Source organism: Stenotrophomonas sp. GD04054 (assembly GCF_029836955.1).
GTDB classification, from domain to species: domain Bacteria; phylum Pseudomonadota; class Gammaproteobacteria; order Xanthomonadales; family Xanthomonadaceae; genus Stenotrophomonas; species Stenotrophomonas maltophilia_A.
Map to the genome: position 1 here is coordinate 1 of NZ_JAOECR010000034.1, position 12,402 is coordinate 12,402.

The following is a 12,402-nucleotide window of genomic DNA, read 5'->3' on the forward strand; positions in this document are numbered from 1 at the left end:
CACGGTCGCCGCGCTCGTCGCGCAGCACCGGCACCCGCGCGCCGTAGCGCGATTCCAGCGCTGGCTGGTCGTCCAGGAACACCGATTCGAATTCCGGCGCCCGGGCCTTGGCCAGCTCGGCCAGCGCCATGTCGCACAGGTGGCAGTCGTCACGCTGGAACAGAGTCAACACCGGCAGGGTCCCCTTGGTGGAAATGCTGCGCCGCAGCCATTGAAGTGCGGCGTGAACCGCTAGAATAGCGGTCTCTTCCGGTACCCGCAGTACGGCAACCATGGCTGTCAGCACGTTCGACGTTTTCAAGATCGGCATTGGCCCGAGCTCCTCGCACACCGTCGGGCCGATGAAGGCCGCCGAGCGATTCATCCACCGCTGGCTGCTCGACCCGGGCCGCCTGCACGAGGTCGCGCGCATCCGCGCCGATGTCTATGGCTCGCTGGCGCTGACCGGCCGCGGCCATGGTACCGACAAGGCGATCCTGCTCGGCCTGGAAGGGCAGCGGCCGAACCTGATCGACCCGGACATCATCCCCGCCACGCTGGAGCGCATCCGCAGCAGCAAGCGCATCCAGCTGATGGGCCAGCACGAGATCGCCTTCGACGAAAAGCGCGACCTCGGCATGAACAAGCGCCAGAAGCTGCCGTACCACACCAACGGCATGCGCTTCACCGCGTACAACGCCGAGGACGAAGTAATTGCCACCCGCGATTACTACTCGGTCGGTGGCGGCTTCGTGGTCAACCAGGACGACGCGGCCGATGACCGCATCGTGCCCGACGAGACCCCGCTGCCCTACCCGTTCAAGAGCGGCGACGAGCTGCTGGCGCAGACCGCACGCAGCGGCCTGAGCATTGCCCAGTTAATGTTCGAGAACGAGAAGTGCTGGCGCAGCGAAGACGAGATCCGCGCCAACCTGCGCGAGATCTGGAGCGCGATGCAGTCGTGCGTCGCGCGCGGCATCCGCGAGGAAGGCGTGCTGCCGGGTGGCCTGAAGGTCGGCCGTCGCGCACCGGCGCTGTACCGCGAGCTGTCGTCGAAGCCGGAAGCGGCGATGCGCGATCCGCTGACGACGCTGGACTGGGTCAACCTGTACGCACTGGCGGTGAACGAAGAAAACGCCGCCGGTGGCCGCGTGGTGACCGCACCGACCAACGGTGCGGCCGGCGTGCTGCCCGCCGTGCTGCATTACTTCGACCGTTTCTGCCCGGGCGCCAACGAGCAGCGTGTGTTCGACTTCCTGCTGACCTCGGCGGCGATCGGCATCCTGTACAAGGAAAACGCTTCGATTTCCGGTGCCGAAGTGGGCTGCCAGGGCGAAGTGGGCGTGGCCTGCTCGATGGCGGCCGGCGGCCTGGTCGCGGCGCTGGGCGGCAACCCGAGTCAGATCGAGAATGCTGCGGAAATCGGCATGGAACACAACCTGGGCCTGACCTGCGACCCGATTGGTGGACTGGTGCAGATTCCGTGCATCGAGCGCAATGCGATGGGTGCGGTGAAGGCGATCAATGCCTCGCGCATGGCGATGCGCGGCGACGGCAAGCACAAGGTGTCGCTGGACAAGGTGATCAAGACCATGCGCGATACCGGCCGCGACATGCAGGACAAATACAAGGAAACCAGCCGCGGTGGCTTGGCGGTGAACGTCATCGAGTGCTGATGGCCGCAGCCAGGCATGGCCTGGCTCTACCCTGCAGCCGGGCGTGAGCCCGGCTCAACATCGGACGACACCGTCACCGCGTTCCGGTTAGGCTCGGGGCTCCCTCGCCCCGGACTACCCCATGCGCGTGATCGCTGCCGCCCTGCTTGCCTGCCTGCCACTGCCGGCGCTGGCCGCGCCCACTTACGGGCCGCGGCTGGAGGGTTTCGACTACGGCTATCCAGTCAAAACGTTCGCGCTGGAATCACAGCGGCAGCCTGTGGAGATGGCCTATCTGGATGTCCTGCCCAAGCGCCGCGCCATCGGTGTGGTGGTACTGCTGCACGGCAAGAATTTCTGCGCAGCCACCTGGCAACAGACCATCGCACCGCTGCTGAACGCCGGCTACCGGGTCATCGCCCCGGACCAGGTGGGCTTCTGCAAATCCAGCAAGCCCGAACGCTACCAGTATTCGTTCGCGCAGCTGGCCGCCAACACCCATGCCCTGCTGCAACAGCTGCAACTGGGGGATGTACCGGTGCACCTGGTCGGTCATTCGATGGGCGGCATGCTGGCGGTGCGCTACGCGCTGATGTTCCCGCAGGACCTGTGCAGCCTGTCACTGGTCAATCCAATCGGGCTGGAAGACTGGAAGGCGCTGGGTGTTCCCTGGCGCAGCGTCGACACGTGGTACGCCGGCGAAATGAACATCAGCTATGACAGCATCCGCCGCTACCAGCTGGACGTGTACTACGACGGCAAGTGGAAGCCGGCGTATGAAACGTGGGCGCGGATGCAGTCGGGCATGTATGAAGGCCCGGGCAAGCAGGTCGTTGCATGGAGCCAGGCACTGGCATCGGACATGGTGTTCAACCAGCCGGTGGTCTACGAACTGAAGAATCTGCAGGTGCCGACCACGTTGTTCATCGGCCAGAAGGACCGCACCGCGATCGGCCGTGACCTGGCGCCGCCTGCGGTGAAGGCGACGCTGGGCAATTATCCGGTGCTGGGCAGAGCAGCGGCGGCGGCCATTCCGGGCGCGACGCTGGTCGAGTTCGCCGAACTGGGCCATTCGCCGCAGGTGCAGGACCCGAAGCAGTTCAATGCGGCATTGTTGAAGGCGTTGAGGTCGCGTTGAGATTGCGGGCCCGCCGGGCATGGCCCGGCGAGCGCAGCAGCACGGACATCAACCCACGATCCGCAGCACGTCATCCAGCAACGCGGCCGCAGTGACTTCCGCACCCGCGCCCGGCCCCTGGATCAGCAACGGCTGGCGGCGGTAGCGATCACTGTGGATGGCCACGCGGTTGTCGGTGCCCGCACCCTGCGCCAAGGGGTGATCGGCCGGCAACTCGCGCAGACCTACCTGCGCACCCTCGCCATCAACGCGGCCGACGAAACGCAGCACACGACCATTGTCGCGTGCCTGCTGCCAGCGCGCCTGCAGCGGCGCATCCAGCTGCTCAAGCGCAGCCACCGCATCCTCCAGCGGCAGCGCTGCCAGCGCTTCAGGCACCAGTGAATCCACCTGCACCTGCGAAGCATCCAGCGCCAGCCCGCTGCTGCGCGCCAGGATCAGCAGCTTGCGGCGCACGTCCTCGCCGGACAGATCCAGACGCGGGTCCGGTTCGGTATAACCGGCCGCCAGCGCCTCGCGCACCGCCGCCGAGAACGGCGATTGGCCGTCATAGCGATGGAACAGCCACGCCAGCGAGCCGGACAGCACGCCCTCGATGGCGTGGATGTGGTCGCCACCGGCTACCAGCGCGCGCAGGCTGCTCAGCAACGGCAGGCCGGCACCGACGGTGGCGCTGTCGCCATAGCGTGCGCCACTGTCTGCGCAGCTCTCGGCGATGGCCGTGGCACGTGCCAGCTGCGCACCGCGGCCCAGCTTGTTGGCGGTGACCACGTGCACCCCACGCGCCAGCCACTGCACGTGACGTGCGGCCACATCTTCGCTGGCAGTGGCATCGACCACCACGTCACCCCGTTCCAGCCCTTCGGCGCTCGCCCATGGCGGTGAGCTGAGACCGTCACGCGGTGCGCGTCGTGCCAGCTCCAGCGGCAACGCCAGATCACGGTCGATCGCCAGTGCGGTGCGCGAATTGGCCAGCCACTGCACGCTGGGCAGTTCCAACCCGCGTGCCTGCAACGCCTGGTAGCGCTGCACGAAGGCGGAGCCCACCGTGCCGGTGCCGAGCAGCGCCAGGCGTCCCACGCCCAGCGCAGGAATGTCAGCGGCGAGCGCGCTCATGCATCCACCACCTGTTTGCGGCGCGCAGCCGCATCGATCACGGCTTCGGCGCGCTGCAGCGCTGCGCCGAGATCAGCCAGTAGGTCACGCTCGGCCTCGATGCCGACCGACAGGCGCAGCAGGCCTTCGCTGATGCCGGCGGCCGCGCGCGCTTCAGCGGTCATCGCCGCATGGGTCATGGTGGCCGGGTGCGCGATCAGGCTTTCGACGCCACCCAGCGATTCGGCCAGGGTGAAGCAGCGCAGGCCATCGACGAAGGCACGCACTGCGGCATGCGGATCATCGCCTTCGCAGTCGGCCAGTTCGAACGACAGCATCGCGCCGAAGCCGCTTTGCTGGCGCGCGGCGATGGCGTGGCCCGGGTGATCGGCCAGGCCCGGGTAGTACACCGTGCCGACCGCCGGATGCTGGTCCAGCAGGGCGACGATCGACGCGGTGTTTTCCTGGTGCACGCGCAGGCGCGCATCCAGCGTGCGCAGGCCGCGCAGGGTCAGGAAAGCATCGAACGGCGAGCCGGTCAGGCCCAGCGCGTTGCCCCACCACACCAGCTGCTCGTGCAGCGCCGGATCGCGCGCGACCACCGCACCACCGACCACATCGCTGTGGCCATTGATGTACTTGGTGGTGGAATGCAGCACCAGGTCGGCACCGAACGACAGCGGCTGCTGCAGGGCCGGCGACAGGAAGGTGTTGTCGACCACCACAAGTGCGCCGGCCTTGTGCGCGGCCTCGATGACGAAGCGCAGGTCGGTGATGCGCAGCAGCGGGTTGGATGGCGTTTCCACCAGCACCAGCTTCGGCTGGGTGGCCAACGCCTGCGCCAGCGCGCGCGGATCGGTCAAATCGGCAGTGACCAGTTCGAAGTGGCCCTTCTTCGCCAGCGCATTGAACAGGCGCCAGCTGCCGCCGTATGCATCGTGCGGCACCACCAGGGTGTCGCCCGGCTGCAGCAATGCGTTCAACACCAGGTTGATCGCACCCATGCCGGTGGCGGTGATGACGCCGCCGGCGCCGCCCTCCAGTTCCGCCAGCGCCTCGCCGAGCAGGTCACGGGTCGGGTTGCCACTGCGCGTGTAGTCGTACTGGCGCTTGTTGCCGAAGCCTTCAAAACTGAAGTTCGACGACAGCACGATCGGCGGCGTGACCGCACCATGCGCGGTGTCCCGATCGATGCCGGCACGGACGGCGGCAGTGGTGCGACTACAGGACGGCTCGTTTGCGTGCAGGCTCATGCGGACTCTCCAGAAGTGCGGAAGGCGGTGGCGAGGATCGCGTCGATGCGATCGGTTTCTTTGAGGAAGGCGTCGTGGCCGTAGGGCGAGCGCAGCACGCGCAGACTGCCGCGCGGGCCCAGCCCTTCGACCAGACCGACCAGGTCGGCCAGCGGCACCAGGCGGTCACCCTCCACCGCGACAACTACGGTGGGCGGCAGGATCGCGGTGGGGTCGACGCGGTGCAGGTCGATCGATTCGGACAGGCGCAGGTAAGCAGTCACCGGCGTGCGCGCGACGTACTGCGCACCGGCAGCGTCGAGATAGTCTTCGGCGGCCACGCGCACGCGGCCATTGATCACTTCCGGCGCGGCATCGAAGCGCTCGCCGAACTCTTCCGGGGTGCGGTAGCTGAGCATGGCGAACTGCCGGGCCAACGCCAGACCGTGGTCTTCGCCGCACTGCAGCTGGCCCAACGCGACCGCGCGGCGCTGCAATGCGCGCCAGGCGGCGGCATACGGATGCGGGCGATGCGCGCCACTGGCCAGCACCAGCTGGCGCACGCGTGCACGGTGGCGGATCGCGAACTGCTGGCCGACCAGCGCCCCGTAGGAGTAGCCCACGAACGCCTTCAGCGTGCGGATGCCGAGATGGTCCAGCAGCAGCGCCAGTGCATCGGCCTGGTCGGCGGTATCGATCGGCACATCCAGTGCACCGTCGGCGCCGATGAAGTCGAAGGCCAGTACACGCAGCTGCTGCGGATCCAGCGCGCGCCCGCTGCCGACCAGGTCTTCAGCCCAGCCCTTCTCGCTGAACTGTGCATTGGACGCCACGTGGCGATGGGCGGAAATACCGCCGGCCAGCACCACCACCGGCGCATTGGCCGGGCCGACCCACTCATAGCGCAGGCGCACCGGGCTGGGGCCGGCGTGACGCATCGACAGCACCGCGGCGAACTCACCGCGCTCGGCATGCACGCGGTCTTCGACCGGCACGCTGACGGGGACAAAGGGTTCGGGGCGAAGCGCGGTACTGGCGGCGAAGCTCATGGCGGGATCCGGTTGGGGAATCGGCCATCGAGCCTTCGCGGGGCCCGCGTTCGAGATGCACGTGTGGTGCATGGTTCGAACCATCTTTCGGTGGACGCCACGGTCCCCGCAGGATTTGGCACCTACGCAGACGCTTTCGCATCCGCGGGCTGCCCCGGCTTCAAAGGGCCTGTCCCTCTGCCGGTCTCGATGGTGGAGCCACGATGCCAGCCCTTTCCGGCACTGTCAATCCCTTCATGCGGATAAAGCGATGAATATTTTCAACGTGACTATGCGAAGGCGGTCGCGGTCGTCCTGTTCAGGATCGGCTACAGTCCCGGCGGTCCCTACCCTCTGGAACCACTGATGCTGCGCCTGCCCCTGACCTGCCTGCTGATGTCCCTGCTGGCGAGCACGACGGCCAGCGCCGGTGACTGGCGCCAGGGCTGGGGACTGGTTTCCCCCGCCACCTCAACCACCCACGCTGGCAGTGCCGAGGGCGCCGCCCCCATGGCCCGGCTGCGCCTGCAGCCGGTCGGCACGCAATGGCAGGCCCGGATCGACAATGGGCTGGCAGGACCGCTGCAGATCGAACTGCGCGCTGCACCCGGACGCCCGGTCGAAGGGCTGCCTCTGCAATCGCTGATCCAGGGCGACAGCAGCCTGGTGGTCGGCCACCTGACCGCCCCGCTCGATGGCCGCACGCTGGATCTGCGCCTGCAGTCGGTGCCGGGCAACCCGGCCGCACAGGCCGAAGATGTCGCCTACCGCCTGCCGTTCGATACGACCCGCCCACGCGTGGACCAAGCGCCACAGGGCCGATTCAGCCACGATGACGAGGAAAACCGCGATGCGGTCGACTTCGCGCTGCCGGAGGGCACCCTGGTGCTGGCCGCGCGCGAGGGCACGGTGATGCAGATCCAGGATGGCTTCCGTGGCAACGGCCAGGACCGCGAACGTGATGGTGCCCGCGCCAACTTCATCCGCGTGCTGCACAGCGACGGCAGCATGGCCCTGTACGGCCACCTGCAGGCCGGCGGCATGCGCGTGCGTCGTGGCCAGGCAGTGGGCGCCGGGCAGCCGATCGGCCTGTCCGGCAACAGCGGCTACAGCAGCGCACCGCACCTGCACTTCGTGGTGCAGGTCAACCGCGGCATGGGCCTGCGCTCGGTGCCGGCACGCATCTTCGCCGAACAGGGCCAACTGCAGTTCGCCCGCCAGGGCGAGGTCGAGGGCGGCATCGGGCGCTGAACGGCCCCGGCCGGTATAATCGGGCGCTTATCTCTTTGAAAAGCGCCCCGGGCGGGCGCCACTGCCATGTCCGAAGTCGCCAACGAAGCGTCGCGTCGCCGCACCTTCGCCATCATCTCCCACCCTGACGCCGGCAAGACCACGCTGACCGAAAAGCTGCTGCTGTTCGGAGGCGCGATCCAGATGGCCGGTTCGGTCAAGGGCCGCAAGGCCGCCCGCCACGCCACCTCCGACTGGATGGCGCTGGAAAAGGAGCGCGGCATCTCCGTCACCTCCTCGGTGATGCAGTTCCCGTACGAAGGCAAGATCGTCAACCTGCTCGACACCCCCGGCCACGCCGACTTCGGCGAGGACACCTACCGCGTGCTGACCGCGGTGGACTCGGCGCTGATGGTCATCGACGTGGCCAAGGGCGTGGAAGAGCGCACCATCAAGCTGATGGAAGTCTGCCGCCTGCGCGACACCCCGATCATGACCTTCATCAACAAGCTCGACCGCGAGGGCAAGGACCCGATCGAGCTGCTGGATGAAGTGGAAACCGTGCTGGGCATCCAGTGCGCGCCGGTGACCTGGCCGATCGGCATGGGCCAGCGCCTGAAGGGCGTGGTCCACCTGCTGACCGGCGAAGTGCACCTGTACGAACCGGGCCGCAACTTCACCCGCCAGGACTCGACCATCTTCCCGTCCATCGATGCGCCCGGCCTGGCCGAGAAGATCGGTGCACAGATGCTGGCCGACCTGCGCGACGAACTGGAACTGGTGCAGGGCGCCAGCCATCCGTTCGACCTGGACGCCTACCGCGCCGGCAAGCAGACCCCGGTGTTCTTCGGCTCGGGCGTGAACAATTTCGGCGTGCAGCCGCTGCTGGACTTCTTCGTCGAACATGCCCCGTCGCCGCAGGCGCGTTCCACCACCGGCCGCGAGATCGCCCCGGAAGAGAACAAGCTGACCGGCTTCGTTTTCAAGATCCAGGCCAACATGGACCCGCAGCACCGTGACCGCGTGGCGTTCATGCGGGTCTGCTCGGGCCGCTTCAGCGCCGGCATGAAGACCTTCCACGTGCGCACCGGCAAGGAAATGAAGCTGGCCAACGCGCTGACCTTCATGGCCAGCGACCGCGAGATCGCCGCCGAGGCGTGGCCGGGCGATGTGATCGGCATCCACAACCACGGCACCATTTCCATCGGCGATACCTTCACCGAAGGCGAAGCGGTCACCTTCACCGGCATCCCCAACTTCGCGCCGGAACTGTTCCGCCGCGCACGCCTGCGCGATCCGCTCAAGCTCAAGCAGCTGCAGAAGGGCCTGGCCCAGCTGTCCGAAGAAGGTGCGACCCAGTTCTTCCGCCCGCTGACCAGCAACGACCTGATCCTGGGTGCGGTCGGCGTGCTGCAGTTCGACGTGGCCGCCTACCGCCTGAAGGACGAGTACGGCGTGGAAGCCACCTTCGAGCCGGTCAGCGTGACCACTGCGCGTTGGGTCCACTGCAGCAACGAGAAGAAGCTGGAAGAGTTCCGCGAGAAGAATGCGCTGAACCTGGCGCTGGATGCGGCCGGCCACCTGGTCTACCTGGCACCGACCCGGGTCAACCTGCAGCTGGCCCAGGAACGCTCGCCGGACGTGCGCTTCTCAGCCACCCGCGAAGCGGCGCATACGGTTTCGGTGGGCTGATGCCAGCGGGCCGGATCCCTTTCCGCAGGGAAAGGGCTCTGCCCCCGGCCGTCGCGGGTGGTTCATCCACGCATGGCGTGGATCTACCGCTCACGGATTCATCGGCGCAACGCAGGGATTCACCCACCATACGGTGACGGGCGTGCACACGGCGGCCATCGCGGCGATGATAGGGGGACGCGGGTCCCCCTCCCCGTGAACGATGCCCATGCCCATGTCCACGACGTCCATTGCTTCGATCCGTGAAGAAATCGCCAGCGCCCTGACCCATGGCCTGGGCGCGGTGTTCGCCCTGGCAGCCAGCGCGGTGCTGATCACCCTGGCTGCGATCTACGGCGACGGCTGGCAGCTGGCCAGCGCGATCGTATTCGGTATCGCGCTGTTGCTGCTGTACACCGCCTCCACCCTGTATCACGCCATCCAGCATCCGGTCGCCAAGGGCCGCTTGAAGGTGTTCGACCACTGCGCGATCTACGTGCTGATCGCGGGCACCTATACCCCGTTCACCCTGATCGGCCTGCGTGGCCCGTGGGGCTGGGGCCTGTTCACCGCGATCTGGGCGCTGGCGCTGGGCGGCGTGGTGTTCAAGCTGTTCTACACCGGCCGCTTCAAGGTGCTCTCAACGGTGATCTACATCGCCATGGGCTGGCTGGTGGTCGTGGCGATCAAGCCGATGTGGGCTTCGATCGACGGCGGCACCCTCACCTGGCTGTTCGCCGGTGGCCTGTCGTACACGCTGGGGACCTACTTCTACCACCGTGAATCGATCCCGTATTCGCATGCGATCTGGCACCTGTTCGTGATCGGTGGCAGCGTCTGCCACTTCGTCGCGGTCACCATGCAGGTGCTGTAAACCAGCGTTCGAACGCGGCGTGTGCACGCCACGCACATGGACGCTTCGCGCCCTGTCCACGAAGAGGGGGCAACCATGGCGGCGTGAATGCTGCCGCCTCCCCTGCCGCAAAGCGCACGACCCGCTGGCGCCTCCGCCGCCCCGGCCCACGAGGCCGGCGCTGGCTCACGATCCTGATCTTCCTGCTGGCGGCACTCCTGCTGCTGATCGCGCTGTGGGACTGGAACTGGTTCAAGGGGCCGGTTGAGCGCGCGGTGCAGGCACGCACCGGCCGTGCGCTGCACATCGGGAACCTTGATGTCGACCTCGGCCGCACCAGTACGATCCGCGCCGATGCGATCACCTTCGCCAATGCAAGCTGGGCGAAGCAACCCGATATGGTCACCGCAGACCGCGTCGAGATCGACGTGCGGGTGTGGCCGCTGCTGCGCGGCAGCGTGCAGCTGCCCGAAGTACGCCTGACCCGGCCGGACGTGCTGCTGGAAACAGCGCCGCGCAAGGGCGACCCGGGCAATTGGGATTTCCTCGGTGGCAGCGCCGGTGGGACCAGCCCGCAGCTCAAACGGCTGCGCATCGATGACGGTCGCCTGCAGTTCCTCGACGCGCTCGGCCGTACCGATATCCGCGTGGACGTGCGCAGCGGCCAGCCGAAACAGGCCGATGCGGCGCCACCGCTGCTGGTACAGGGCAAGGGACACTGGCAGGGCAATCCGTTCACCCTGCGTGGCGGCACGGAATCACCGCTGGAGCTGACCGACAGCGACCATCCGTTCCGCATCCATCTCGATGGCCGAGCAGGCGCCACCCACGCGGTAGCCAGTGGCACGCTGACCAATCCCTTCCAGCTGCGCGTGTTCGATCTGCAGTTTGCGCTCAGCGGCCAGGACCTCGCCGACCTCTATCCGCTGCTCGGCATTGCCATTCCGCCGTCGCCACCCTATGCGTTGAACGGCCGGCTCAAGCGTGACCACAACGTCTGGCGCTACGACGCCTTCACCGGCAAGGTCGGCGACAGCGACCTCGGTGGCAATCTGCAGTTCGACGTGGGCGGTGCGCGGCCGCGGCTGACCGCCACGCTGGAATCCAAGCGCCTGGACTTCGATGACCTTGCCGGCTTCGTCGGTGCCCCACCGAAAACCGGCGGCGGCGAAACCGCCAACGCCGAACAGAAGGCCGAGGCCGCACGGGTTGCCGCCCGCGCACGCGTGCTGCCCGACACGCCCTACAACCTCGGCAAGCTGCGCGCGATGGATGCCGACGTGCGCTGGAAAGCCCACCGCATCAACGCGCCATCGCTGCCGCTGGACGACATGGACGCGCACCTGTTGCTGGATGACGGCGTACTGCGGCTGGACCCGCTGAACTTCGGCGTGGCCGGAGGCGATATCCGCAGCACGATCCGCATGGACGCGCGCCGTCCGCAGATCAGCACCGCCCTGAAGGCCAGTGTGCGCGGCGTGCAGCTCGGCCAGCTGTTTCCGGACGCGAAACTGGCCGAGCAGGCCAAGGGCGGCATCGGCGGCGAGGTGGACCTGAGCGGCCGCGGCAACTCGATCGCCGCGATGCTCGGCAGCAGCAGTGGCAAGGTCGGCCTGGCGATGGGCCGCGGCCATGTCGGCAACCTGGTGATGGAACTGGCAGGGCTGGACATCACCGAATCGCTGAAATTCCTGGTGACCGGCGACAAACAGATTCCCCTGCGCTGCGCCTTCGCCGACTTCGGCGTGCGCGACGGCCTGATGACCAGCCAGGCGCTGGCGGTGGACACCACCGATACGATCCTCATCGGCGAAGGCACGGTCAGCCTGCGCGACGAGACCCTCGACCTGCTGCTGAAACCGCGCCCGAAGGACAAGAGCATCCTGGTACTGCGGTCACCGTTGCATATCAGCGGCACGTTCAAGGACCCGTCGTTCCGCCCTGACTTCAAGGCGTTGGGCATCCGGGGAGCCGTGGCTCTGGCGCTGGGCAGCATCGCGCCGCCAGCGGCATTGCTGGCGACCATCGAACTGGGGCCGGGGAAGGATGCCGACTGCGGGGGGCAGTATGCGAAGTAGAGTTACAGCGTTGTTCGCGGCGCCTCTTTTCCCGCGCGTAGAGCCGGAGCAAGGCGACAGGCAGGACACGCCGTAAATACGGCCCTGTAGGCTCGGTCGGCGCATCCATGCGCCTCACGGTCCTGCCTGCCGCCTTGCTCCGGCTCCGGACAGGTTCCTGCGCGCGGAACGAGAGCGGAAATTCAAAGTCAGAAGAAAAAAGCAAATTCAAAAGCTGTTGCCAACCAAGGTTGGCAGCTACCAAAAGCAGATCGTCTGCGGCGAATCTCACCGCGCTCGCGGCAATGTATCCAGAGGCAGAGGGCATGGGCGTGCAGGACCGTTGGCGCCATGGATGGCGCCATCGAGCCCCCCATGGGTGAGGACGCTTTGCTTGCGAAGCACTGCTTCGCAAGCGCCCGAACGCACAGCCGCCAGCGGCTGGGCCGGACCGCGGAGCGGGG

General features: G+C 67.3%; 10 protein-coding genes and 1 riboswitch. Of the genes, 6 read left to right on the forward strand and 4 right to left on the reverse strand.

The window, feature by feature from the left end; all coding sequences use genetic code 11:
- Positions 1 to 172 (reverse strand): glutaredoxin family protein (locus N7573_RS15160; RefSeq protein WP_279943214.1); only part of this gene is annotated, 172 nt, incomplete at its 3' end.
- 100 nt (positions 173 to 272) lie between these two features.
- Here N7573_RS15160 and N7573_RS15165 point away from each other — a divergent pair.
- Positions 273 to 1,655, forward strand: coding sequence for an L-serine ammonia-lyase (locus tag N7573_RS15165; RefSeq protein ID WP_024956918.1), 1,383 nt, complete (start codon positions 273 to 275; stop codon positions 1,653 to 1,655).
- A 121-nt stretch (positions 1,656 to 1,776) separates the two neighbouring features.
- Positions 1,777 to 2,772 (forward strand): alpha/beta hydrolase, encoded by a 996-nt coding sequence (locus N7573_RS15170; RefSeq protein WP_279943212.1) that lies wholly within the window; start codon positions 1,777 to 1,779, stop codon positions 2,770 to 2,772.
- A 48-nt stretch (positions 2,773 to 2,820) separates the two neighbouring features.
- Here N7573_RS15170 and N7573_RS15175 read toward each other — a convergent pair whose 3' ends face one another.
- From N7573_RS15175 to N7573_RS15185, 3 genes are read right to left on the reverse strand one after another with little or no spacing between them, the layout of a single operon-like run.
- A complete protein-coding gene (locus N7573_RS15175) occupies positions 2,821 to 3,888 on the reverse strand; it encodes a homoserine dehydrogenase (protein ID WP_032127793.1) in 1,068 nt (355 codons plus the stop codon).
- The gene (locus N7573_RS15180; RefSeq protein ID WP_049401406.1) at positions 3,885 to 5,120 is read right to left on the reverse strand and encodes an O-succinylhomoserine (thiol)-lyase; all 1,236 of its coding nucleotides are present in this window, start codon (positions 5,118 to 5,120) and stop codon (positions 3,885 to 3,887) included. The genes N7573_RS15175 and N7573_RS15180 overlap by 4 nt, the downstream gene beginning before the upstream one ends.
- Positions 5,117 to 6,148, reverse strand: coding sequence for a homoserine O-succinyltransferase (locus N7573_RS15185; RefSeq protein WP_049401407.1), 1,032 nt, complete (start codon positions 6,146 to 6,148; stop codon positions 5,117 to 5,119). Before N7573_RS15185 ends, N7573_RS15180 begins: the two co-directional genes overlap by 4 nt.
- A 77-nt stretch (positions 6,149 to 6,225) precedes the next feature.
- A riboswitch (SAM riboswitch) is annotated at positions 6,226 to 6,344 on the reverse strand.
- Positions 6,345 to 6,493: 149 nt separating this feature from the next.
- Here N7573_RS15185 and N7573_RS15190 point away from each other — a divergent pair.
- The 4 genes from N7573_RS15190 to N7573_RS15205 all read left to right on the forward strand — a co-directional run bounded on the left by N7573_RS15190 (position 6,494) and on the right by N7573_RS15205 (position 11,959).
- A complete protein-coding gene (locus N7573_RS15190) occupies positions 6,494 to 7,378 on the forward strand; it encodes a M23 family metallopeptidase (RefSeq protein ID WP_279913165.1) in 885 nt (294 codons plus the stop codon).
- A 66-nt stretch (positions 7,379 to 7,444) separates the two neighbouring features.
- A complete protein-coding gene (locus N7573_RS15195) occupies positions 7,445 to 9,049 on the forward strand; it encodes a peptide chain release factor 3 (RefSeq protein WP_014038155.1) in 1,605 nt (534 codons plus the stop codon).
- 214 nt (positions 9,050 to 9,263) lie between these two features.
- The gene (locus N7573_RS15200; RefSeq protein WP_005410682.1) at positions 9,264 to 9,902 is read left to right on the forward strand and encodes a hemolysin III family protein; all 639 of its coding nucleotides are present in this window, start codon (positions 9,264 to 9,266) and stop codon (positions 9,900 to 9,902) included.
- An 83-nt stretch (positions 9,903 to 9,985) separates the two neighbouring features.
- Positions 9,986 to 11,959 (forward strand): AsmA family protein, encoded by a 1,974-nt coding sequence (locus tag N7573_RS15205; protein WP_279913164.1) that lies wholly within the window; start codon positions 9,986 to 9,988, stop codon positions 11,957 to 11,959.
- The last annotated feature ends 443 nt before the right edge of the window (positions 11,960 to 12,402 follow it).